Genomic DNA, 25,297 nt, shown 5'->3' on the forward strand with positions numbered 1-25,297 from the left:
GTATGTCTTGTACGCGTAGGTCTACAGCTCTTTCATTATGTTCATGACGCTTGAGAGGGCATTATTCTTTGCCCTCTCACTCAGCCAGTTTACGTATATTATGGAGTTACCATTACAAATATTGATGATGAAGTAGCATGCCTTCTTTGTCTTCTAGTGGTAGATGTAATAAGCCATTACTTGCTTGGTATTGGCTGCCATCCATCATATTTGTGAAAGTGGCTTCTTCAATGCCTGTTTGCCAGACAGGTAAAGAGACATTTTGAGCGTGTCGGTGAGTATTAATCAGGCTGATTGTAACCTCATGGCTGTTTGTTCTAGCAAAGACAAATAGCCCAGACTCTGCCAATAGTTGTTGATAATTACCTGTTTGTAATGAGGGGAGTGAGGTGCGAAGTTGAATGAGCTTTTTAAAATAGGGGAGTAACTCACAGTTATTGGCCCGTTCCCACGGAAAGCAGCGCCGATTATCAGGGTCATGCATACCTTCTAGCCCTATTTCTGTTCCGTAGTACAAGCAGGGCACACCGGGATAGCAGAATAAAAACTGAACTGCCAGTTTGAACAGCTTTACGTCGTTATTAAGTAAACTAATAAAGCGTGCCGTATCATGGCTGTCTAGTTGGTTTAATTGGGCTAGCTGGTTTTTCCACGGTATTTTTGCGCGTGCTTCGTTTAGCCATGCTGAAAATTCCATATCAGAAATAGCAATGGATTCAAAACTGATATCAAGGTTGATTAAATAAGCTCGCAAGGGATGTGAAAAACCATAGTAGTTCATGGAACCATCTTCTTGATCTCCTTGTAACCATTGACTTGCTTCGAAAAAATGCTCTCCTAACATATAGGCATCAGAGTTTACCTCTTTGCTGGCTTTACGAAATTCTTTGACGTAGTGCGCATTATTTTTTGCTCCTTCTCCTTCTCCCAGCATGTGTATGACATCAAACCGCCAACCGTCAATGGAATAGGGTGGTTTAAGCCAGTGTTTGATGACTGCATCTTCAGCCTGATAAATATAATCACGAACTGCTTGATTACTGAAATTTAAAACAGGCAGATGATCGATCCCTTTCCAGCCAATATAGTGGTTAGTATCACCCTCAAAGAAATAGTAATCACGATAGGGGGAGCTAGGGTTTCCAAATGCGCCTTTTTGCTCTGAAGATCGTTGGTATTTGTCAAACCAAGGGTGATCCACTGAGGTATGGTTAAAGACGGCATCGAGAACAACTTTCATCCCGCGCTGATGGAGTTCTTGTGTTAGTGCAATAAATTCCTGATTGGTACCTAGGTGCTGATCAATATTAAGATAATCCGTGGTGTCGTATTTATGGTTGCTTGGCGCAGAAAAAATGGGGTTTAGGTACAAAGTAGTGACACCCAGCTCTTGCAAATAGTCAAGTTTGGAGTGAATTCCAGCTAAGTCTCCGCCGTAAAACTCACTGGCCCCAGTACCTGCGTGCTCTCCGACTGGATCTCCCCAAGCTTTGGCTACGGTTGGGCTGTGATCGCCTCTTAAATTGTATTGATTGCTCTTTACGCTGATTTCAGGGTTGCCATTACAAAATCTGTCGGGAAATATTTGGTAGAACACTTGCTGGCTGACCCACTCCGGAGGGTGGTTTACTGCATTATATTTAAAATGCAATTCAATAGGCGGAATGCGGTTGCTTTTTCCTGCGCCATGTAACCACCATTGGCGTTTGTTCTGACACAGTTTAAATGTGTAATTGGTAATGTCTTTATCGGTGTTAATAGGAATAGTGGCTTGCCAGAACTGGAGTCGTCCTTGTGTGTGAATGGGCTCCATTTTAGTCAGTAGTTCTTCATTATCTGGCTCACTACGAACGTAAACAGTAAGAAAACTATGAGATTCAGAGGTTACTAAAGTTAGGGTGAGTTGCTTATTGTGGTGCTGTACCCATGAGTCATCTTGGCCATGGTAAATGAACGGTGCTTCCATTATTACCTCAACGATGGTCGATGCTTGTATAATTTTAGTGTAATAAGGGATAAATGAGATGAAATCAGCCCTTGAGGACTCTTTTCAATGTTTATGGGGAGGAGGAGAAAGGCGTAGATTATCTGACGTAAAGATAGAGCACAGAGTTATGTCTGTGCTCTATGAAAGCTAGCCTAGCGGGACGCTAAATGCCTAGTTCGTTGAATAGGTCAATATCGGCTTCTGGTTTGGCATCCGATTTTGTCGATTTTGAACTTTTAGTTTGGCGTTCTTGATCCAGTATTGCATCTGGATCTGGGTCGTCTTGAGTTTCAAATTCGTGAAGTTGAATGAACTCTGTTTTGTCCATCGCGAGTTCAAGGTAGAAAATATTGTTTTTCTCTGTTGAGAAAGTCACACGACGCGCTTGGGCTCTATCGAGGTTAGTATCAACCGACAGAATCACTTGTTTGTTCAGCGCCAGCATTTTTGGTTGGTTTTGCGTAATGGATGTTTGCAACTCAATGCGAATCTTACCCGTAAAGTCACCAATGATTTGATTCATTAGTTCGCCTAATACATCACATACTTCATCAGAGGTATGTAAGATAGCCAGTTCTTCTTCAGGCATTCCCATGTGAGACATATATCGAGTGTAGAGCTCTAAAGCTGCCTGGGCTGTGAAGTTAATAACGACTAACCCTGAAAATCCACCATCAAATAATACAAAACACCCAACATCAGGTTTTAAGCTGGTTTTATGGATTTTTTGGACCATGGCGGAATAATTAACTTTACTATCCGTTGCAGCACTCATCACCTTGGTGAGCGATTGACATAGCGTCAAGAGGACATCTTCTGTCGTTACAGTTTTCGTTTTTTTCATACTCGGTGATCTCATTAAGAAGGCTAGTATTAAGTCTTTGTTATGCCCTAAATTTCTAGCTCTGTATAGTTAAAAATAATGATATTGTGGAAACGTACAGTTTTGTTTATTCCTGTACTTCTTCTATCATTTGGTTCACTGCGCTATCACAAGTGGGCAATTCTTCCTTCAGCTGCCCTAATAGTGTATTTGCTGTTGTATTATCACTGCTGTCACATGCTTCAAGATTTCCACATATGGTGGCCACTCTTTGCGCCCCAATAGTTGCGGAAGAGGATTTTAATTTATGTGCAAGTTGCTTGATTATAGTAAGGTCAAAATCTTGGTCTATTTCGCTAACAAGTGCATTCAGTTGTGGAAGGATCAGATCTCTAAAGTCGGTTAAAGCAAAGAGGTAATCTTCTTTATCATTTAAGAAAAAATTGGCTAAGGCATCGGGCTCTAAGTAGGGAGCAGAAAACTCTTCGGTGCTCGCTGGTGGCTCTGAGTTGCTTGTTTCTGATGTGGCTTTTTCTTCATGATGTAGAGGGCTAACATTTTTGGAGCTTGGCAGCCATTTTCGCATTTTTTCTTTTAATTTTAATATCTCAATAGGCTTAGATAGATAGTCATCCATACCTACTTGAATGCATTTTTCTGCTTCTCCGACTAATGCATTGGCGGTGAAGGCAATAATCGGGATCCGATGTTCGGTTTCTTGCTGTATTTGACGTAAAACTTGGGTTAATTCATAACCATCCCTGTTTGGCATGTGACAATCAGTTAAGACTAATCCAAAATTGTATTTTTTGTAGAGGGCCTCTGCTTCAACGCCATCATTGGCTATTCGGCATTGTAGGCCGAGTTTAGCGAGCTGGCGTTTTATTACATCTTGATTGGTAATGTTGTCTTCAGCGACAAGGATTAAGTTCCCACGTGCTTCTGCTTCTTCTTGAGAGATGATTTTCTCCGATGCTTTTTTTTCTGATGGTTCTATTTCTTCTTGTTCTACCGGGCTTTCCACACCGCGAGCGACATTAATACCATGAATCAATGAGGTGATTTTGAGAGGCAGTAGCCCAATAGAGAAGCTGTACTCGTCAATAAATCCGTGGCCGTTGTTGTTTGGCTCTAGTATGAGGAAGCGGGCGGACTCAATTGGGAAGTTAAAACCGATCAATTGCTCTTTAGAAAGCGCGTAGTTATCGGTAATGATCACTAGGGTTTTATCGTGGGTCAGTAATACGGCATTGTGGTTGGCAAGTTCTGAAGCACTGATATCAATGAAGTGAATTCTTAGTGCACGTAGGTAGATATTTACAATGTCACTATGCCACCCTGGGGTCATTAAGTTGCAAACATTAAAATTGGCAGGGTTGATGATTTGGTAAGGCTCACAGAGTTTTCCACATGGGAAAGTTAAATGCAGCTGGAAGGTTGAGCCTGCTCCTAATGTGCTGATTACTTTGATCTCGCCCTTCATGAGCTCAATTAAATTTTTACATATAGCGAGTCCTAACCCTGTTCCTCCAAAGCGACGAGTGGTGGAGCTTTCAGCTTGGGAAAAGGCCTGAAACAGCCCTTTGACAGTCGCATTATCCATACCAATGCCGTTATCTTTTACTGAAATCAGTAGTTTATAACTATTTGGGTTTTCATTGATAAGTTCGACACTGAGTCTGACAATGCCTTTTCGTTTTTCATTGGACGAAAACTTGATGGCATTTCCAACGAGGTTAAAGAGCACCTGACGTAAACGAACGGGATCACCAATGACATTTCTTGTGATAGCGGGATCGGTAAATAACTCAAACTCGACATTTTTCTCAAGAGCGGTAGGAATGAGAGTATCCATGACGCCTTCTGCTACTGAAAAAGGGGAGAATTCGATGTGCTCTAAATTGAGTTTACCCGCTTCAATTTTAGAAAAATCGAGAATGTCATTAATGATGTTTAACAATGAAAAAGCCGAATCACGAATGGTGTTGGCCATGGATTTTTGATCGTGATTGAGGTTGGATCCATGAATGAGGTCGATCATGCCGATAATACCATTCATTGGAGTACGAATTTCATGGCTCATGGTGGCAAGGAAATTGGCTTTTGCCCGAGAGGCTTCTTCGGCTCGTTCTTTTTCAGACAGTAATTGCTTCTCGGCTAAATTACGCGCAATGATGTTTTTCTTAAATACCTCTATGGCATTGGCCATGCTACCGACTTCATCATTGCGATCAAAATAGCGGATACGCACTTTTGTGTCTCCTTCAGATAATGAGCGCATTGAAGCACTTAATTCCGAAATAGGCACTGTAATGGTTCTATAAGCAGAGTAGGTGAGAATAACACAGCACAAAATGACGAGTCCGACAAAAAAAAGCAGTCGGACTTGGTTTTCTCGGGTGATGGTTCGAAGGTCAAGTAAGGAGCTGCTGGCCTTCTGATTCGCCTTGGATGCTAAGTCCCTCAGTCGTGAATCTAGCCGGACATGTATTTCTTGTTCTATTCGTTCGGAAGCTCTAATGGCTTCGGATTTTGCTTTGGGGTTATACCGCCCAAAGACTTCAAATCCGCCGTCACGTAACACGGAATACAAGGCTTCCACTTCATTGAGGGAGATAATCTCGTTGGTTTTGTTAGCCAGCGGTTTTAAAAGCGCAAAATACTCCTCGAAAGATTGGCTGTCTTGAATGAAGTTTCGTTTAGCATCAATACTACCGTCTATATATAAGATGAGGTTGTTGACCATATCACCCGCTTCATCAAGAAGTTCTAGGTAGTAACGAACGCTGGGTAAATCGTTATAAAGCACATCTAAATGGTCGGTTGATAGATCCGCTGATTCCACCTTCTTTTGTTTCAAATCATCAAGTAATCGTTCTAATTTTGTGCCTGTAAAGTCAGTGAGCCCTTGAACCCTTTGTCTTGCCCATGCTTCTGAAGAGGGGCTAAAACGAGAAAAAATATGTGTAGTAGATTGGGTATAAAAGCTATCAAATAGGTTTTCAATCTCTTTAATGGTTTGTTTTTCGAGCGTGGTTTCACTTTTTAACGTCGCTAAAAAATGTAGGAACTCATTTTTGTTTTTTTCAAAGTCCACCAGCTTATTTTGATCGCCAAGAATGTATTCCAGTATGTTGGCACGCATATCTCCGGTTTCGCTACGCATTGAAGTGGAAATCAGTGCGTTAGGGATATCGTAAGCACTTACTGAAGTTGTGTCTACGTGAACACGGTCGTACATCAGGTAGCTGGATGTGGATAGAATGAGTACAAGGGCAGTAATGGTAAACATGGTTGCGGCAATTTTGCTACCAATGGTTTTGAAGAAAAAAAGCTGCGTTAGCAACCGCTTCATTTTTGCCATACTTGCCACCTGTTGATTATTAACATCTTCAGTCTAGTACATATTTTGTATTTTATGCTTTGCTAAAAAATGCAGCAGAACTCTATTGAGTGGCTATATTATTAATAAGGACGTAAATTAGACCGGAGCAGAGAATGTCAGCAAAGCTATCTAGAGAGTTACGCATTTTAGTGGTTGATGACGACCACTTTGTACTCAAGAGCTTAACTCGGCTTTTAGAGAAGTGCGAAGTGAAAAAAGTCGTGACTACTGACAATGCGCATGATGCTTTGAAAATATTGAGTTCTAGAATGGAACCCATTGATGTTGTGATTTCAGACTTGAATATGCCTGAATTAGATGGTGTTGAGTTGATCCGGCACTTAGGGGAATTAAAACAAGATGTGTCTTTGGTATTGATCAGTGGCGAAGACTCCCGAATTTTACAAACAGCGGAAAGCATCGCAAAAGAAAGAGATATACATGTACTGGGATCACTAGGGAAACCTGTGATGCCCGATGCGTTAATCAGCTTACTTAATTCACCAGATATAGCCAGTGCACTTCAAGGCCGTATGACTCATTTACCAGAGCTTGGTGAAGAGCTAAGAGAAGCGATCAGTCAGGGGGAAATCGACGTGTTTTTCCAACCTCAGGTTGGGGCACAAAACAATCAGGTAATGGGAGCTGAAGCACTGGCACGCTGGCACCACCCAACGAAAGGAATGATTTCCCCTGTGGTGTTTATTCCTATGTGTGAACAAATAGGATTGATAGGAGAGCTGACCAGGCAAGTGTATACCAAGGCTTTTAATTGTTTATCCCAGTGGCGAGACATGGGGCATGACATCACCATGTCGATCAATTTCTCACCAAGAGGCTTGGATAAGCTCAACATGCCTGAATTGATCGCCAATGAAGTTAAGATGCGAAACTTACCTGCTAATAAGGTAATTATTGAAGTGACCGAATCTTTGTTAGCTAATGACATTGTAACCAGTTTGGATATTCTGACTCGGTTTCGGCTCAAAGGCATGGGGTTATCGATAGATGATTTTGGGACTGGCTTTTCAACCCTTGAGCAATTGAAACGAATTCCGTTTACTGAGCTTAAAGTGGACCGTTCTTTTGTTCATGGTGCGGCTAAAAATGACGTGAGTTTGGCGATTTTAGAGTCGAGTTTAGCGTTAGGAAGTCGTTTGGGAATTCACACTGTTGCCGAAGGGGTGGAAGATCAAACAGACTTGGATTTAATTAAAGAATTAGGGTGTGAAATTGTACAAGGCTATTATCATTCTAAACCTCTGAGTATGGATGACTTTAGTACTTGGCTAGAGCAACGCTAGCGTGTTCTCACTTATCTTTTTATAAAGCCGCTGCCTCTCTCAGCGGCTTTTCTATTTTTAATAGACAGTTTTCCGCTCCCCTGTTATTTCATAATCTACACTTCTATTAATAAAGTCTGAGATAGGTTACTTATCACCCATTGCATGATTTTATGGTGATTTATTTTCGTTAGGTCACAATTTTTTGTTCTATATCGAAAATAAATACTGATCTTTGATCTTAGATAAATTATATTGTTCGAAATTGCTCGTTTTTGCTCGTTCGAGCTTTTGTTCGGGTGTGAATTATGAATAAATATAAAAAGTGAGAATAGAGATGGATGTTCAGGAATCAGTCTTAGATGTAGTTATTGTTGGCGGTGGAATCAATGGCGCTGGTATTGCTGCTGATGCTGCGGGTCGTGGATTAACGGTTGGCTTGTATGAAGCATCTGATTTTGCTTCAGCGACATCTTCTGCAAGTTCGAAGCTTATTCATGGTGGTTTGCGATATCTTGAACATTACGAGTTTCGCTTGGTATCTGAAGCACTTGCAGAGCGTGAGGTTCTATTGAAGAAAGCTCCTCATCTCGCAAAACCAATGCGTTTTCGCTTACCGCACCGCCCATTTTTACGTCCAGCATGGATGATTCGTGCAGGTCTATTCCTTTACGACAACTTAGGGAAGCGCACAACGTTACCAAGCAGCTGCCAAGTTGATTTAGCAAAATCTGGTTTACTTAAGCAAGAGATCAAAAAGGGCTTTGAATATTCAGATTGCTGGGTAGATGATGCGCGTTTAGTGCTTACAAATGCGATGTCCGCACAACAAAATGGCGCGGAAGTGAAAAACTACTGTAAGGTTATCAAAGCCACTCGTGAAGGTGAAGTGTGGCATGTGACGCTAAGAGATGAGCGGACGAATGTTTGTTTTGAACGAAAAGCGCATGCCTTGGTGAACGCAGCGGGCCCGTGGGTAAAACAATTTTTTGATGACAGTTTAACGGAGCCTTCACCACGTAACATTCGTTTGATTAAAGGTTCCCACATTGTGGTGCCAAAGGTTCATTCTGAAGAGCAAGCTTATATTCTACAGAATAAAGATAACCGCATTGTTTTTGTGATCCCTTATATGAATGATTTCTCCATCATCGGTACAACAGACGTTGAGTATGTAGGTTGCCCACGTGAAGTCGCTATTTCTGATGATGAGGTTGATTACTTAGTTGATGTTGTAAACCAACACTTTGTTAAGCAGTTAACACCAGAAGATGTTGTATGGACCTACAGTGGTGTGCGCCCGTTATGTGATGATGAATCGGATTCACCCCAAGCTATTACCCGTGATTACACTCTGGAGCTGCAACAAGAAGGTGAGCAAGCGCCATTGTTGTCTATTTTCGGTGGTAAGCTAACAACATACCGTAAGCTGGCTGAGTCAGCAATGAAGAACCTTGAACCATTCTTTAATAAAATGGGGGATTCTTGGACGGCGGAAGCACCATTACCAGGTGGTGATTTTAATTATTCCCGTGAACAATTAGCTCAAAACATTTGCTCGCAGCATGATTGGTTACCACTTGCGACAGCGCAACGTTATGTGGATCAGTTCGGTACATTAGCGTGGTCTTTATTTGATGGTGTTAAGTCTGAAGAAGACTTTGGTATTCACTTTGGTAAAGGCTTCTACCAGGCTGAAATTGATTACCTAATTACGGATGAATTTGCTAAAACGGAAGAAGATGTCTTGTGGCGTCGTACTAAAATGGGCTTGTACTTAGATGATGCTGAAAAAGCGGAAGTGTCTAAGTACATTCAAGCAAAAGTGCAAACTGTACAACCCGTTGAGCTTGCACAAGTAGGGTAATCTGGCTCTTAAACTAGAATAATTTCACATCGTATTGAAAAGAAAGGCAGCTAAATCAGCTGCCTTTTTGTATTTCAGAGTGTAGGTATTAGAAAGCCTTAAGCGAGAGCTTGTGCCAGCAATGAAATAGGGTGAATGGTGTCAAGTGATGTGTTTTCTTCAATTTGCCATTTGCATGTTTCACAGTCTGTAATGGCGAGATCGGCATTGGCATGTTCAATTTGTTCAAATAAACCAGCACCAATTTTCATTGAGGTTTGGTAGTTTTCAGATTTAAACCCATATGTGCCCGCGGAACCACAGCATTGGCTATCTAATACTTGCACTTCTAACCCTGGGATCATTCGTAGTAGTTCAATGGTGTAGATCTGACCACCGCTGCGCTCAAGATGACACGGAGTATGATAAACCACTTTTTTGTTTACCGATTTGAGCTTTGGGGCATTGCCATTCATGAACTCACGGATTAAATAGCGAGTAACAAATTCAATTTTACTCGCCACTTTACTGTTATCGACTTTTAATACGTGCGGGTACTCTTGTTGCAGAGTCAAAGCGCAAGTTGATGAAGTGGAAATAATGGGCGCATCGTATTTGTTCAGGGCATTTTCGAAATTGCTTACATTTAATCGGGCGTTCTTTTTTGCCTTGTCAAAGAATCCATTGGCGATCAAAGGTACACCACAGCACTTTTCTTTATCCATGATTTGTACACCAATGCTCATGGCATTCATCACTTTAACAAAGTCTTTGCCTTGCTGTGGGTTGTTATAGTTAACATAACAGCCATGAAAATAGTGAACCTGCTTAGGGTATAAGGCTTGGCTCGTGCAGTTTTGTTTATACCAACGCCTGAATGTGCCATGAGAATACTTAGGTAACGATTTATGATCGTGTACCCCGATGGTTTTGTGCATGATTTTTTTCACCACCGGTAAGCTGGTGGCGGTATTCACAATGGGAGCCACTGGGTTAGCGAGACTGCCGAATAAATCCGTGTGGCTTAATACGTAATCACGAATGGTTTTGATGTTGTATGCAGGTTTACTAAAATTATCGCGCGCAACAGCAATTAAGTCTCCGATATTGACCCCAGAAGGGCAAGCGGTTTCACATCGTTTGCAGTTTGTGCAGTGTTTTAGTGCCTCATCATAAAACTCTGGGCTTTTGGCTCTTAAGCGTTCGCCATCTGGGCCACACTGTTTGGGACCTGGGTAGTCAGGGTTTACTTCGGCTACAGGGCAATACACAGTACAAACCGTGCATTTAATGCATTTCTCAAAGCTAATGTTTTTTACGGGAAGGCTCATAGTAGCACCTCTGCGTTATTGTTATTGGTGCAATGGGTTTGATGTTGTGCATTCGTGATTATTTGTTGTGCAGCAAAGTACCCAGTACTGATGGCTACGCCACTGCCATTGCCTTCAAAAATAGGGTTGTAGTGAGCAAGAACAGCGCCAGCACAATATAGATTTTCTACTAGGCGGTTATTGATACGGGGTCTGAATTGCTCATCGGTTTCGACTCCCATGGCCAAAAACGGGTGTGGGTTTTGATCAAAAAATTGTGGAGAGTACCACTCAGAGCGCACCGAAGGGTGGTGCATATCAAGGTTAAAAATAGGCTCAGATATTGAGTGCGTGTCAGATTTTAATCCTTGGCTAAAAAAGCTTCCGGAGGCTAGTAGAAATTGTTTCGCGCTTAATGGCATGTCAGCCATGCTGTTGGTGTAGATTTTTTTCAGAGTAAGCGCTTTGTTTTCAGTTGAATTAGAATTTTCAGTGGAATCAAATTCCCCTTTGATCACTTGTGTACCACGAATTAATGTCCCACCTTGGCGAGTAAACTGGCGTAGCATCGCTTCTTCAAGGCGAATACCTAATAGCGAGGGCGGCATTGTGGGCACTTCGCAGAGCCGCAGCCCAGTCATTGATTGTAATTTTGAGAGCAGTTCAAGCCCGTTGTCTGTGCCAAATATGGCCGGGATCACAACCAGATCATCTTTATTGGCGTGTTTTAGTAAGCTCATTGCCAATTCACTTAACTGATTTTCATCTTTGATAATTCGAGCTAAATCAATGGATCTTAATTCACAGTGATTGCGTGTGAGCTGTTTGAATGCATTTAATTCAACATTGGCTGTTTTTATGTCTGTGTGCTTAAACGCATCTAATTGTTTAAGGTTATCGGCGGCAAGCTCAGGCTGAAAATCACGAAAGCCATCAAGACTGACAAGAACCAGTTTTGCAAAAGATTGTTCATTGAGCAAAAGAGGGAATTGATGAACAAACTCTTGTGAAAGCCACGTTGGTTTGAAGGTTCCTAATGGGGTCAGGCGCATATGATTGTGGTGACTTTGATGGGAGGTTAAAGACACCCCAGCGTTACGGAGTGTTTCTTGGTACCAGTTAAGTGCATTGACGATGCAGCTTGTGTTGAGCTTTCCATAAGGGTGATTTGGATATTGGTTTTTGAAGTTTTCTAACTCAGCAAAAGGTTGGGTAACTTGCTTCCCTTGTGGGGTTCGCGAAAGAACATCAATCGAACCTGATGAGAAATGTAGGGCACTTTGACCTGATGCGATAACTGCGGTTTTTAATCCAGTCTCAAGGCAGCGTAATGCGCAGGTAAGGCCAGCCATTCCACCACCAATAATAATTGTATCGAAATTCATGCTAGGCCTCTGTTTTTTCTGCTGGTGTTGTTGTGTGCGTTGGTTGATTAGGTACATCACTGGCACCAAATAACCCTTCATAGATCCAATAGGTAAATTCGGCTTCGCGTAGCGCATCACCCCAAAACACGGGTTTGATGCCTTTCCAGCGTTCTTCTAAAAAGTGGGTGAGTAGTTGGCTAGATTGATTGCCGCTCGCATGCCCATACTCTTCAAACAAGCCTGCTGCGCGGTAGGTACAGAGCTCGCCTTGGCAGGGCCCCATTCCAAGTCGGGTACGGCGACGAAGATCCACTAAGTTATGTACGTCTAATTCATTAATGGCGTATTCAATCTCCCCGCCTGTTACCATTTCACACTCACAAATCACAGCTTGGCTTTTTGCATTATCGGTTAAGAATTTATTGGCTCGTTCACCATGACGATAGGTTGCACTTTGGTAGACCGGCTTCGCCAAACTGGCTGTTTTTGAAGGCGTTGTTGTGGCGGTCTTAGATCCAGGCAGAGGCGTGCTGTGTGTGGTGCATGGCGTATTATTTCCTATTTTTTTCGCGATAAGATCCGTGGCCATTTCTGCCATTAGGCGATAGGTCATCAACTTGCCACCCGTAATGGTCGTGAAGCCTTGTAAGCCATCGCGTTGTTCATGATCAAGCAACACAATGCCACGACTGATGTTTCTGCCTGAGTCGTCATCATCAACCGAAACCAGAGGTCGAACGCCAGCATACGCACGTAATACGCGTGTATTCGCCATGATTGGGGCTAATTTTGTCCCTTCTTCAAGTAATGTGTTTACTTCATTTTCAGACACGTGCAGATCATTAATTTTATCGTAATCAATATGTTCGGATGTGGTGCCTATCAGTGAGATGGTATCGCCTGGAACCAAAATATCCGCATCAGCAGGTTTACGACAGCGGTTGATGACTAAGTTGTTGATGCGATAATCAAGAATCAGTAGCGAGCCTTTGGCCGGGAACATTTTAATATTGAGATCGGCGTACTCACAGATCTGCTGCCCCCAGATACCTGCAGCATTTATTACTTGTTGAGCAAAAATCTCGTAGTGTTGATTTGTTCTGTGATTAAGACAGCGTACTCCTAAAATCGTATCTTGATGGCGAATTAACGAGGTAACCACGGAATGAGTAAAAATTTTTGCGCCATGCTCTTTGGCATCGAGCACGTTAGCAGCACAGAGACGGAAAGGGTCTAAAGTACCATCTGGAACTTGTACGGCACCAATCATGTTGGGATTGGCGTTGGGCTCTAGGGCTAGGGCTTCCTGTGGGCTGAGTTTTTGTGTTTCAATGCCAGCTTTGCCACATGCATGAATAAAATCGGCTTGGAAATTCAGATCATCACCGGGTAGGGAGATGAATAGCCCTTTGGTATCTTCCACACAGTGCTTGGCTATTTGTTTGAGAATCTTGTTTTCTTGTATGCACTCTTCCGCTGATTCTGGATCAGTGACGGCGTAACGTGCGCCGGAGTGAAGAAGACCATGATTACGGCCTGTTGTGCCCGATGCTAAGTCATCTTTTTCGATCAAGATACAGTTAATACCGCGTAATGCACAATCACGCATGATCCCTGTTCCGGTAGCTCCGCCACCAATAATAATGACGTCTGTTTCAAATCGAGCTTGTTTATTCATTATTATGCTCACTATGTCCGTATTTCATAAAACATTACTTTTAGTATGCTTATATAGTGACATTTATTTTCGAACGAGAAATTGATCGCGCGCATTAAATGTTCGTTCGAGCTTTATTGCAATTGATTGTGAGCGATTTTTATAAAAATTGGGCGTAGTAATTTTATAGGTAGCGAGATGTTCACGGGTGGGAAGCAATCAGTGCTAAAGTGCACAGCTTAATAACCGATAACTTATATATTCGAGTATCTTAAGGTAACTTGAATATAAAGAGCTTGTGTATATGAGGACGTTTTAATCGATGGATACTTACCACGATATTTTAGGCACAACAAAAGACAATACAGCACAAGAATGCAAGTTGCGTTATAAAGCACTTGGCGCTCGTGTGCATCCAGATAAAGGTGGTAGTAAAGCCTTGATGCAGTTAGTGCGTAGAGCTTACGACAAAGTGAGTTCTGGGGCTGGCCATCATGAAGTGTTTGATCCTGAAGTTACAGAAACAGATAACACGCTGATTATCTCTCGTATGCAATCCGCTATTTCAACATTAAAAGATGAAAATGAGCGTTTAACGAAAGAAAACGAAGCCCTGAAACAATCAACGTCAGAATCACCAACGAATGCGTCACCGAGTACATCAGACAGCGAAAAAGATCAAAAAATCGAACGTTTATCCTCTGCACTAGATTCAGCCAATAAAGAGTTGATGCAAGTGAAAATTTCCCTTGCTGATGCGAATAAAGCACTGCAACAAGAAAAAGCCAATAACAAAACAAATCAAACCGCAAACCAGCAGCCTTTTAGCCCAGCAGCTTCTGGTTCTGGCTGGGATCAAACAACACCAGCAAAAAGTGGAAACTCAGGCTCACTGAAACTTAAACTAACCGCGCTCATCATTTGCCTGCTGCTGGTGTTAGGAATGGGCTACCTCAGCTTAGGTATAGGGGAGTGGGACCGCTGGATTGATGAAAAGTGGCAGCAAACGAAAGTTTGGGTCGGAATGGCTGAAGAAGAGGTGGTTGCTGAAAAGGCGGTTGAGGTCACTAAGGAACCGACTGTTACAACATTGGCAGTGGAGCCAGAGTCACCTATTGTAGATCCTGTGAAACCGCAACACCAAATTATGCTTAATCATGAAGTGGATAAGTGGCAGTTGCGTTACTTTCAAAATACATTTGTGCCATACCTTGCGACGAAAAGTGAGCAAGGCTCTTTGGTTCTAGCGGATTGTGATGGAGTGTTCAAATACTATTTGGCGCAAGATTTACGCCCACTAAGAATGCCTGCCAATTTAACGTATCAATCTCAAGAGCAGGGCTTTTTTGTGTATGAGATCCCTTATGGTAAAGGATCGTCTGCGGAGCATTGGCAAAAAAGTAAGCACTTAACCATTTTTGAAGATGTGTTTAGCAATAAAGGGTTTGAACAAGCCAATAGTGAATTTGGTAAGTTATGTGCAGTAAGCCAGTAAGAAAATCTGGATACTGAACTAGATAAAAATGACTTGTTATCACTGGCTCTTGTTCATTGCGCAACAAGAGCCATTCATTTTATGCAAGCTGCCATTATGGTTGTGTGGCATAAAACGCAGCAATGTCTGCCAGATCTTGTTCGTTAAGGCGAGATAATTGCGCTTTCATCATCTTTGCTAAGCTGCCTGTTCGTGAATCGTTTTGGTAAGCTTTCATGGCATTAAATAGGTAAGTCTCATTTTGCCCATTGAGATTAGGGTAACTTGAATTTGAGGTGATGCCGTTTTGGCCATGACAAAATACACAGCTAGGTGACTTTATTTTCCCTTTCACTGGGTCACCAGTGATACTGGTGGAAAAGGCTGTGTTTGCAAATAAACATAAGCTAATAACGAGTAAATTTAACCGCTTCAAGACATTTCTCTTCCATTGTTTTTTCCTCAGAGTACCTAGCCACACAGATTGGTGGTTTATCTTGAATCAAAATTAACAGAGTTAACCAAGAATCATCAAAACATTGGCCGTTATTAATGCCAATGCTTACTCTCGCTGAAATAGGAACATTTCTTGATTGATGTGTGTGTTTAAAATCTAATCTTGTACTTTCTCTCAGATTATCGTTTCTAAATATCAAGTTCCGATTTTTTCCTCATTCAGAATGTTGTAAAGTGGTTTGTATCATAACAATATTATTAATTTTCCCATTCTGATGGACTCAGTCGTATTAGGGACAAGGAAAGCAATGTTACCTGCACTAGATTTTCAAGCGAGTATCGATAAAACCGTACTCACCTTCCTCGATGAACTTTCTCAAACGGGCTTTACTGGCGATATTGAACGCCAATACGCAAGTCGCTTAGCGGTGGCTACTGATAACAGCGTATATCAGCAACTTCCACAGGCGGTCGTTCATCCCAAAACCACAGATGATGTCATCTTAATAGGCCAGTTAAGCGCTAAGCCAGAATATCAACAAGTGACGTTTTCACCACGAGGTGGTGGCACAGGGACTAATGGTCAGTCTTTAACAAAAGGTATTGTGGTGGATTTGTCACGCCACATGAACAAAGTGCTGGAGATTAACCCGGAAGAGGGGTGGGCACGAGTTCAAACGGGGGTCGTAAAAGATCAACTGAATGATGCACTGCGTCCTCATGGTTTTTTCTTCTCTCCTGATCTCTCGACCAGTAATCGAGCGACGTTAGGGGGCATGATTAATACCGATGCGTCAGGGCAAGGATCTCTGTTTTATGGGAAAACATCGGATCACGTATTGTCGTTGCAAGCGGTATTGGCCGATGGATCTGTATTAAATACTCAAACGTTAGAGCCTGATGCTATCGCCAATGAAGCGAAAGAAGGCACTTTTGCTCATCAAGCTTTAGTTACTGCTGAGCACGTGTGTCGTGAGAAACGAGCCCAAATCGAAGCTAAGTTCCCACCACTGAATCGATTCTTAACTGGGTACGATCTTAAAAACGCGTATAACGATGAGTTAAATGAGTTTGATATCACGCGGGTATTGTGTGGTGCAGAAGGTTCTTTAGCGTTTATTACTGAAGCTAAATTGAATTTAACGCCGATCCCTAAAGCTCGTACTCTTGTCAACATTAAGTACAACAGCTTTGATTCAGCATTGCGTAATGCGCCATTTATGGTGGAAGCACAAGCGCTGTCAGTAGAGACCATTGATTCTCGTGTACTCAACTTAGCACGTGAAGACATTGTGTGGCACACCGTGAGTGATTTGTTTACGGAAGTACCGGGCAAAGAAATGCTTGGTGTAAACATGGTGGAGTTTGCCGGACAAAATGAAGAAGAAGTGGCTAAACAGGTTCAAGCGTTAGTGAGCAAACTCGATGGTATGGTAGCGGCAGAAGAAGCAGGGATCATCGGTTATCAAATTTGTGATGATTTGGCCTCCATTGGCCGAATTTATAACATGCGAAAAAAAGCTGTTGGTCTATTAGGGGCTGCCAAGGGCCGAGCTAAGCCTGTCGCATTTGCAGAAGACACGTGTGTACCGCCAGAAAACTTAGCTGACTTTATTGCGGAGTTTCGAGCTTTGCTAGATGAAAAGGGCTTGAACTACGGCATGTTTGGTCATGTGGATGCGGGTGTTCTTCATGTGCGTCCTGCTTTGGATTTATGTGATCCTGACCAAGAGCTGTTAATGAAAGAAGTGTCTGATGATGTGGTTCAGCTGGTGGCGAAATACGGCGGCCTAATGTGGGGGGAACACGGTAAAGGGTTCCGTTCTGAATACGGGCCTGAATTTTTTGGTGAGGAGCTATTTACAGAACTTCGCCGGATAAAAGCGGCTTTTGATCCTCACAATAAAATGAATCCAGGTAAAATCTGTACGCCATTAGAGAGTGATGCAGAACTGGTAAAAGTATCAGACACGAAACGCGGATTTTATGATCGCCAAATTCCAGTCTCAGTGCGTGATAGCTTTAAGCAGGCGATGGAGTGTAACGGTAACGGCTTGTGCTTTAACTATGATACCAGCTCGCCAATGTGCCCATCGATGAAGGTGACGGCGGACCGTCGTCACTCTCCGAAAGGGCGCGCAGGTTTGGTTCGGGAGTGGTTACGTCAGCTAGCAGAGCAAGGGTTAGATCCAATCCAGCTTGAAAAGCAGTTAATGACGAAAAATCCAAGTATTAAACAAATTATTGATCGCATCAAAAATACCTACGGAAAACACAAAGCCTACGACTACTCACATGAAGTGTATGAAGCGATGGATGGTTGCTTAGCGTGTAAAGCGTGTGCCAGCCAGTGCCCGATCAAAGTAGATGTGCCAAGTTTCCGTTCTCGTTTCTTGAATATCTATTACAGTCGCTATCAACGCCCAGTGAAAGATTATTTGGTAGCAAACATTGAAACCATGTTGCCATTAATGGCGAAAGCACCGTCGGTGGTTAATGCTGTCATGGCGCCAAAGTGGGTACAAAACGCAACGAAAGCGACCATCGGTTATGTTGATATGCCACCGCTGTCTGTGCCTACCTTAAAGAATAGATTTAAAAATCAGCACCCGACTAAGTTTGACTTGGAATGGTTGAAAGCGTTGTCAAAAGAGGAGCGATCTCATTACGTATTGATAGTGCAAGACCCATTCACTAGTTTCTATGATGCTGATGTGGTAGAAGATTTTGTTTTACTGGCTCAAAAGCTGGGCAAAAAGCCAATCTTGTTACCATTTAAACCCAACGGCAAAGCTCAGCATGTAAAAGGTTTCTTAAAGCAATTTGCGAAATCAGCACGTAATACATCTGAGTTTTTGGCAGAAGTAGCCCAATTAAATGTGCCGCTTGTGGGTGTCGATCCTGCTTTGGTGCTGTGTTATCGAGATGAGTACCAAGAGATTTTGGCGGACAGTCGTGGTGACTTTGATGTTCTGACGGTACATGAGTGGTTGTATCCTATTTTGTCAGAGTTTAAAGCAGTAGATTCCACACAGGCTCAACCTTGGTATCTGTTTGCGCATTGTACTGAAAAAACCAAGATGCCTAATGCTGAAAAAGAGTGGGGGGCCATATTTACGCATTTTGGAGCAAGTCTTCAAACAGTCCCTGTTGGGTGTTGCGGTATGGCTGGTACTTTTGGCCATGAAGCGAATAAGTTGCAAACTTCAAAAGACATTTTTGCTTTGAGTTGGAAGCCTAATATTAGCCAACTGCCAAAAGATCGCTGTTTAGTGACGGGGTATTCTTGTCGTAGCCAAGTAAAACGTTTTGAGCAAAAGAAAATGAAACACCCGCTACAGGCTCTGCTAAAACAGGTGAGCTAATATAGCGTACTTTACGTTTTTATGAGCAATAGAAAGGGAGCGAGTGGCTCCCTTTTTTGTGGCTGTGTTACAAGAAATACTTAACGGTTAAAAGAAGGTTGGTAGTTGAGCAATAGTGGCTCTTCAATGGCAACAAAGTTGGAGGCAGAACGCATGAGAGAGGTTGCGGTTAATTGAGGCACGGCATAAACCGTAACAGGGAGATTGTAGCGTTCTTTTAATGTCTCAACTAAAATAGTGAAATCACCGTCACCAGACATAAGGATAATGTGTTCAACTTCTTGAGCGGCATGGATAACATCAATGGTGATGCCAACATCCCAATCACCCTTTGATGAGCCATCTGAGCGTTGAATGAAAGGCTTTAACTTAACATCGAAACCTATTGCTCTGAGGATGTTTTGAAATTGACGCTGTTTTTCATCACCTCGGTCAATGGCATAAGCATGAGCAGACACAATATCATGCTGTGCTGACACATCGGCCCAGAAACGGTTGTAATCAAAGTTTGCCGAGTAAGCTTCTCTAGTGGTGTAGTACAAGTTTTGTATATCGGCAAAAATAGCCGTAGAAAGTTTAGTCATATTCGCCACATTAACAAATCAAGCTGTATTAACGGAATGGTATCAGATTTCCATTTATTTAACGATTTCTATGGTTTAAAGTGTCGCTTTAATAGGCAATTAGTTTGATTATTTTTGATTGACAAGGTTAACGTTGTTCGATGATTGAAAAATATTTAGCCAGAATACATTTTAACGATCCTCCTGCCTTGAATGAATTGACATTAATGCGTCTACACCGCCAGCACCTAATGCACATTCCTTTTGTTTCCCCTTATTTAGGCCACGCTCATTTTAAAGCATTAGAGCTGAGAACGATTTACAAAAAATTGGTGTTAAAGAAACAAGGTGGAACCAGTTTTGAGCTAAATACTTTGTTTGGTTTTTTGCTAAAACAATTGGGTTTTAAGGTCGATTACTTAGCTGCCCGAGTGTATGAGCCTGGGCGCGGTAAGCCACCATATTTCGACCACCTAGTCTTACATGTGAGAATTGAAGATAAGGAAGAGCTCGGCTGGTTGTGTGATGTTGGGTTTGGGCGTGGTTTTATCGATCCCATTCGATTCGCGTCGTTTAAGAGTCCTCAACAGGGAAAAAATTACTTTTTAAAGCACAAGCAAGGGCAGTATATGTTGTCTGAAAATAAAGGCATAGGGCTAATTCATGAGATGTATAGCTTTACATTAAAGCCCTATAAGTTGAAGCAGTTTGAGCAAGGGCTTGATTTTCATTTACATTCTGAAGAATCTTGTTTTTTTCGTCGTAATTATTGTTCTATTTTTACTCCTAACGGCTATCTTAGTTTTGATGATGGTTATTTACGTTATGACGTTGGTCACAAGCCTTGTTTTGTGAAGTTACCCGAAGAAACTTACCCAGCTGTTTTACGTCAATACTTTGGTTTGAACTCCTTTGATTAAAACCAGCATTCGTCTGGTTAAATAGCAAGCGAACAGTAGGCTAAAATTCTAAAGAGCTTAATGGAATGGTCGATATTAGTTATGTAGCACTTTATAATGTACTACTGTACGTGTGTGTCCACTGTTGTGAACCATGTCAATAATGTTTATTTTCGGCCTATCATTCTGTAAAGTAAAATTTTTCCACCTGTAAAGGAATGAGTTCAACGTTATATGCTAAGTAATGAAGTTTTAAAGCGTATCAGTAAATTGAGTATGCTCTGTTACACGGAAAAACGTGATCGGGGAATGCAAATTCGCCAGTTTTTCCAGAAAGCAGGGTTTCCTGTGACGGACTCATTTACTCCGGGGAAAGAGATAGCTGACCTTGCGGTATATGATTTTTATTTTATTGAATATCGGTACGCAGATCATGACATCATTGCTCAAATTGTAACGACGGCACGTAACAAAGCAAAGTTTGGCCAGCGTCCTATCTTTATTTTTGATATCGACAATGAAGACTCTCAAGTTGAGGTGATTAACGCAAGAGAACTGTTCCCTGATTTTGTTATTAACTCGCCTATTAACTTTGGTTACATTGACGAGCTGATCAAAAAAGCAATGAGCCTAGTGCTACTGATTGAAAAATTGACAGCGGAAGTGAAGGGCTCTCACCAAGCATTCATCAAACGGGCTCAGACCTTTGATGGTGTGTATAAAAATAGAATGTTATTGAACATGACGCTAGAAGAGCTGAAAAAAGTGAATGATAAAGGCACTTTTCTCCGTGTCTATATGCGACATGATAAAGCAGACATTACACCTCAAAATTTAATGTCTTTTTGTGAGTTTGTGGAGCCGCCAAAAGCCATTCCTATACTTGAGATGTTGCTAAAAGCACAAAAATACAGTTTTAAAGCTCATATGATGCTGGCTGAGATTTATGCTGGTGCGAAACATATTGCGTCTTGGAAACAGCATTTAAGCAAAGCGTTTGAAAATCATCCTAAAAATACAAAAGTGTTTTATCTTTACCTGAACTTTATTATTAAGCATAAAGACTTTGCTCAGTTACAAAGCATGGTAATGAAGCGTTTTGTGCATATTGGTGTGAACCAATCAACGCTTAATAAAATGGTGATTGATATTGCTGATAGCATTATTAACAATCAGCAAGCAGTGTCTAAGAAAGAGTATCAGAAGCACTTTACAGGTTTGCTGATGACGTTACGTAAGCGTATTTCAATGGATAAGCGTGATGAGTTTCAAGGGTTGATTAATGTGCTAATCGCTCGTTACTTATTCAAGCACGGTAAAAAATACAAAGCTAGATCCATTGCGATTAGTAATTTCCATCGATTTTTATCGGGTAGAAAAGTCGCTCCTGATGAATTTCGTTTGGCGGCATTGAACGTGCTGGCCTCGGCAGGGGAGATGAAAATGAGTATTGCCATGTATAAAGCGTTTGATCAGCAGGCAATGCAAAAACATGTTCCAGAGTTTTATGCTCAGTCGATGGGCAACTTTCAGCGTTTGAACAAAGTGTATCAATGGTTGAAAGCGCAAAAAACAGAAAATACCAGCATGGCTCAGCTGATTAAAGTGACGAATAATTATCCTAATTCATCTGATCTTAATTATATGCTTTTGAATTTATTGCTAAAAAATAAAGAGATCATGAAAAACCCAGACATTATCAAACAATGTCTTTTGGTTATTCGTCGAATGGAAAAAGCCAATAATGCGGCGGGTAATGATACGTTAATGAGTACGGTTGAGCAGAACAAAAAAGCGCTTAATGATTTCTTATTAGCGGGTGCAATGGGATAGCGGTGTTATATTAGTTCGGCTTACGTCCGAATAACTCTTTCATACTAAAAAGGCTTCCAACACTGGAAGCCTTTTTTGATTTTCATTCAATCTGTTTGCTGGTGGTTATGCGGCTTTTGTTTCCCACTTTGCTGCGAATTCTTCTTTACGAACAGCAAAGCGGTGAACAAGATCATCGATAGCATCTTGTTGATATGGTTTCAAACCACTCGCGACCATGCGTTTGATGCCGGTTCCGACTTTTTCGCCATTTTCTTTAAAGCAAAAGTTAAGGCTTACCACGCCACGCTTACCATCCACATCCATAGTTGCACCAGTAAATTCTACTTCTGGATTAGATAGATCCAGTTTAGTGAATTCCAACTCCATGCTTTCATAAATAACCAGCGGGCGAGTGGTGTTAATCATCATTTGTTGCTCCTCCATAAGAGGGACCATGATGTGTGGGAAGTTCATACCCGAAAACTGAACGTAGCTTTGTACTACTTGGTTAATAAATTCAGGGTTCTTATTCACGTCCCCTGAGCGAGTGACATGAAGGTACTCTTTGCCACTGTCATCAGTTAAAGCATTTTCGTTGTCTGAATCCACAATAGTAAGGTCAATGTCGTTAGACACCATACCTGCAAAGTCAAAGCGCATTTTTTGGCTTATGCCTGTTTTACTGAGTAATACGGCAAAGAGGAGATCTCCAGGTACACAGAAACGTTTAGCGTCTTCGTCATGAATAGGGTTAAAGTCGCCAGCGATTTGCTTAGCAAAGTTACTTGCTTGTTCACGAGTAAATTGAAACTTGTTCTCTGTCGCAGAGTAGTAATGGCTTAGTTGCATAGCGGGTGAATAAATACCTAATTTATGAATTAACATGCTCATTATACCGAAGCTTGTTACTTAAATGGTCTATCCAGTCGTTTTTCTTTGTAAAAACGTACACTGGTAGCCAACTCTGTGGGTTCTTGTTGATCCTACTACAGAAGCGAGTACAATTTGGCCCCTTTTATTCTCGGGTAAGGCATTTTGCCTGAAAAGCAGCGTGTAGGAGCAAAGTATGTTTGTTGGATTCGATTATGGTACTGCTAATTGTTCAATGGCTTATTTAAAAAACGGAAAGCCTGAATTAATCGCAATAGAACAAGATAATACTTTCATTCCGTCAACATTGTGTGCGCCTACTCGTGAAGCTGTCACCGAATATTTATACCGTTTTTGGGATATAAAATCGAGTACACCAGCGGGGGAGCAGCTGCTGCGCCAAGCGATGTCTTTTAATCGTATGGAAGACATTGAGGTCGAAAAAAACAGTTTATTGTTTGGCCGAGAAGCGCTGGATTTCTATATTGATGATCCTGAAGAAGTGTATTACGTAAAATCGCCGAAGTCTTTTTTGGGTGCCACGGGCTTGCGTGACGTACAAATAGCCCTTTTTGAAGACTTAGTATGTGCCATGATGACCAACATAAAGCAGAAAGCAGAGCTAAGTGTTGAACAAGAGATCACGAAAGCCGTGATTGGCCGCCCAGTCAATTTTCAGGGTAGTAAGGGCGACGAAGCGAATCAGCAGGCCATCAATATCTTAACGTCAGCAGCGAAACGCTCTGGGTTTAAAGATATTGAATTTCAGCTAGAGCCAGTTGCAGCGGGTTTAGACTTCGAACGAACTCTAACTGAGGACAAAACCGTACTAGTTGTTGATATCGGTGGTGGTACAACAGATTGCTCTATGATCGAAATGGGGCCGTCATGGTTGAAAAAAAGTGACCGTAATAGTGGCATTCTTGCTCATAGTGGCCGTCGTGTGGGTGGTAATGATTTAGATATTTACCTTGCATATCAAAAGTTGATGCCATTGTTAGGTAGTGGTTCAAAAAATCAGAAAGGGTTAGATTTACCAATGGGGCAATTTTGGAACCCTATTGCGATTAATAATGTGGCGGCTCAAGCTGACTTTTTTGCGGCTAAAAACCGTGATGTGCTGACGCAGTTAATGAGAGATGCCCAAGAGCCTAAAAAATTGGCTCGGTTACTAAAACTGTATGATGAAAAGTTAAGTTACCGTGTGATTCGTGATGCTGAAAAAACAAAAATTGCGTTGTCTGAGCAGCAATCTCATGTGGTGGATTTGTCGTATTTGGAGAGTGGCTTAGATTTATCGATTTCTTCTGAGCATTTTGAAGAGGCAATCATGAACCCACAACAGAAAATAAATGATTTGGTTGCAGAGGCTATTTTACAAGCAGGCAAGAAGCCAGACATTATTTATGTGACTGGAGGTTCAGCCCGCTCTCCTATTTTACGAGCGGCACTGAAAGCTCAGCTTCCAGGAATAGAAATTGTGGGAGGTAACTATTTTGGTTCTGTTACTTCGGGCTTAGCTTATTGGGCGGAGCACTGTTTCTCGTAAATATTAGTGAAGATGAATTGGCCGCATAATCGCTGCGGCCAATTTTATTACATGATTACACCGCAAGCCATTCTTGCGCCACCGCCCCCTGATTTATGTGGGTGGTCGGCATGACTATCACCTCCCACATGTATCATCAATGAACGCCCGCGAACTTGGTCTAATGTTAATCGTGGCGCTAATACTGGATTGGTGATGTTGCCATCCATATCTGCATACAAAGCGGGCAAATCGCCTTTGTGGTTATCATTTGTCCATGGGTAACCGTGTTTGTTCGTTTTTTCAGGGTCATAGTGGCCGCCAGCAGCTCCTCCCGGTATTTTTTTTCCATTTTTTATCGTGGCACTACAACTACCAAATTCGTGTAAATGGAAACCATGAATACCAGCAGGGAAAGAAGATAAACTGGGATCTAAAACCAGTCCATAATCTGATTCATAGAGCAAGATAGAGCCAACTTGAACGTGCTCTTCACCTTCGAACATCATCATATTGACTGAAATAGCGTAGGCTAGGTTGGGCAGTATCAATAATACTGAGGTGAACGCGGCTAATAAACACTTAACTTTTATCATTACAGCTCCTAACAATGATAGTTACTATTGAGTTTATTGTTTTTAGTGTAGGAAAAAACCATCACTTAATAGG

Annotated in this window: 17 protein-coding genes; 7 read left to right on the plus strand and 10 right to left on the minus strand. The window is 41.9% G+C overall.

What is annotated here, in order from left to right:
• Nucleotides 1-112 precede the first annotated feature (112 nt).
• The 3 genes from malZ to MHO82_RS05290 form a co-directional block, all read right to left on the minus strand.
• Nucleotides 113-1,966, minus strand: a complete 1,854-nt coding sequence (malZ, locus tag MHO82_RS05280) for a maltodextrin glucosidase (RefSeq protein WP_239182813.1) — start codon at nucleotides 1,964-1,966, stop codon at nucleotides 113-115.
• A gap of 184 nt (nucleotides 1,967-2,150) precedes the next feature.
• Nucleotides 2,151-2,831, minus strand: a complete 681-nt coding sequence (locus tag MHO82_RS05285) for a DUF3334 family protein (protein WP_239182814.1) — start codon at nucleotides 2,829-2,831, stop codon at nucleotides 2,151-2,153.
• 106 nt (nucleotides 2,832-2,937) lie between these two features.
• Nucleotides 2,938-6,174, minus strand: a complete 3,237-nt coding sequence (locus MHO82_RS05290; protein ID WP_239182815.1) for an ATP-binding protein — start codon at nucleotides 6,172-6,174, stop codon at nucleotides 2,938-2,940.
• A 134-nt stretch (nucleotides 6,175-6,308) separates the two neighbouring features.
• On the opposite strand from MHO82_RS05290, the gene MHO82_RS05295 reads away from it, so the two are divergent.
• A complete protein-coding gene (locus tag MHO82_RS05295) occupies nucleotides 6,309-7,499 on the plus strand; it encodes an EAL domain-containing response regulator (RefSeq protein ID WP_239182816.1) in 1,191 nt (396 codons plus the stop codon).
• A gap of 316 nt (nucleotides 7,500-7,815) precedes the next feature.
• The gene (gene glpD / locus MHO82_RS05300) at nucleotides 7,816-9,345 is read left to right on the plus strand and encodes a glycerol-3-phosphate dehydrogenase (protein ID WP_239182817.1); all 1,530 of its coding nucleotides are present in this window, start codon (nucleotides 7,816-7,818) and stop codon (nucleotides 9,343-9,345) included.
• A gap of 98 nt (nucleotides 9,346-9,443) precedes the next feature.
• Here the strand turns inward: glpD and glpC are convergent, their stop codons facing one another.
• From glpC to glpA, 3 genes are read right to left on the minus strand one after another with little or no spacing between them, the layout of a single operon-like run.
• A complete protein-coding gene (glpC, locus tag MHO82_RS05305) occupies nucleotides 9,444-10,655 on the minus strand; it encodes an anaerobic glycerol-3-phosphate dehydrogenase subunit GlpC (protein WP_239182818.1) in 1,212 nt (403 codons plus the stop codon).
• The gene (gene glpB / locus MHO82_RS05310; RefSeq protein ID WP_239182819.1) at nucleotides 10,652-12,019 is read right to left on the minus strand and encodes a glycerol-3-phosphate dehydrogenase subunit GlpB; all 1,368 of its coding nucleotides are present in this window, start codon (nucleotides 12,017-12,019) and stop codon (nucleotides 10,652-10,654) included. Before glpB ends, glpC begins: the two co-directional genes overlap by 4 nt.
• A 1-nt stretch (nucleotide 12,020) precedes the next feature.
• Nucleotides 12,021-13,679 (minus strand): anaerobic glycerol-3-phosphate dehydrogenase subunit A, encoded by a 1,659-nt coding sequence (glpA, locus tag MHO82_RS05315; RefSeq protein ID WP_239182820.1) that lies wholly within the window; start codon nucleotides 13,677-13,679, stop codon nucleotides 12,021-12,023.
• 301 nt (nucleotides 13,680-13,980) lie between these two features.
• On the opposite strand from glpA, the gene MHO82_RS05320 reads away from it, so the two are divergent.
• The gene (locus tag MHO82_RS05320; RefSeq protein WP_239182821.1) at nucleotides 13,981-15,153 is read left to right on the plus strand and encodes a J domain-containing protein; all 1,173 of its coding nucleotides are present in this window, start codon (nucleotides 13,981-13,983) and stop codon (nucleotides 15,151-15,153) included.
• 94 nt (nucleotides 15,154-15,247) lie between these two features.
• Here the strand turns inward: MHO82_RS05320 and MHO82_RS05325 are convergent, their stop codons facing one another.
• Nucleotides 15,248-15,544, minus strand: coding sequence for a cytochrome c (locus tag MHO82_RS05325; RefSeq protein ID WP_239182989.1), 297 nt, complete (start codon nucleotides 15,542-15,544; stop codon nucleotides 15,248-15,250).
• A gap of 352 nt (nucleotides 15,545-15,896) precedes the next feature.
• On the opposite strand from MHO82_RS05325, the gene MHO82_RS05330 reads away from it, so the two are divergent.
• Nucleotides 15,897-18,953 carry an FAD-binding and (Fe-S)-binding domain-containing protein gene (locus MHO82_RS05330; RefSeq protein WP_239182822.1) on the plus strand — a complete coding sequence of 1,019 codons (3,057 nt, stop codon included), beginning with the start codon at nucleotides 15,897-15,899 and terminating at the stop codon, nucleotides 18,951-18,953.
• 80 nt (nucleotides 18,954-19,033) lie between these two features.
• Here the strand turns inward: MHO82_RS05330 and MHO82_RS05335 are convergent, their stop codons facing one another.
• Nucleotides 19,034-19,537 carry an NYN domain-containing protein gene (locus MHO82_RS05335; RefSeq protein WP_239182823.1) on the minus strand — a complete coding sequence of 168 codons (504 nt, stop codon included), beginning with the start codon at nucleotides 19,535-19,537 and terminating at the stop codon, nucleotides 19,034-19,036.
• Between the two features lie 140 nt (nucleotides 19,538-19,677).
• Here MHO82_RS05335 and MHO82_RS05340 point away from each other — a divergent pair, with 140 nt between their 5' ends.
• Together MHO82_RS05340 and MHO82_RS05345 are read left to right on the plus strand one after the other, a co-directional pair.
• Complete coding sequence (locus tag MHO82_RS05340; RefSeq protein WP_239182824.1) at nucleotides 19,678-20,436, plus strand: arylamine N-acetyltransferase; 759 nt, start codon at nucleotides 19,678-19,680, stop codon at nucleotides 20,434-20,436.
• Nucleotides 20,437-20,649: 213 nt separating this feature from the next.
• On the plus strand, nucleotides 20,650-22,248 hold the full coding sequence (locus tag MHO82_RS05345; RefSeq protein ID WP_239182825.1) for a hypothetical protein: 1,599 nt from the start codon (nucleotides 20,650-20,652) through the stop codon (nucleotides 22,246-22,248).
• Between the two features lie 105 nt (nucleotides 22,249-22,353).
• On the opposite strand, the gene MHO82_RS05350 is transcribed toward MHO82_RS05345, so the two are convergent.
• Nucleotides 22,354-23,079 (minus strand): DUF3581 domain-containing protein, encoded by a 726-nt coding sequence (locus MHO82_RS05350; RefSeq protein WP_239182990.1) that lies wholly within the window; start codon nucleotides 23,077-23,079, stop codon nucleotides 22,354-22,356.
• A gap of 217 nt (nucleotides 23,080-23,296) precedes the next feature.
• On the opposite strand from MHO82_RS05350, the gene yegD reads away from it, so the two are divergent.
• Nucleotides 23,297-24,649 carry a molecular chaperone gene (yegD, locus tag MHO82_RS05355; protein WP_239182826.1) on the plus strand — a complete coding sequence of 451 codons (1,353 nt, stop codon included), beginning with the start codon at nucleotides 23,297-23,299 and terminating at the stop codon, nucleotides 24,647-24,649.
• A gap of 47 nt (nucleotides 24,650-24,696) precedes the next feature.
• Here yegD and MHO82_RS05360 read toward each other — a convergent pair whose 3' ends face one another.
• Nucleotides 24,697-25,224 carry a superoxide dismutase family protein gene (locus MHO82_RS05360; RefSeq protein WP_239182827.1) on the minus strand — a complete coding sequence of 176 codons (528 nt, stop codon included), beginning with the start codon at nucleotides 25,222-25,224 and terminating at the stop codon, nucleotides 24,697-24,699.
• Between the last annotated feature and the right edge of the window lie 73 nt (nucleotides 25,225-25,297).

The sequence above is a fragment of the Vibrio sp. Of7-15 genome (assembly GCF_022347565.1).
Classification (GTDB): domain Bacteria; phylum Pseudomonadota; class Gammaproteobacteria; order Enterobacterales; family Vibrionaceae; genus NORP241.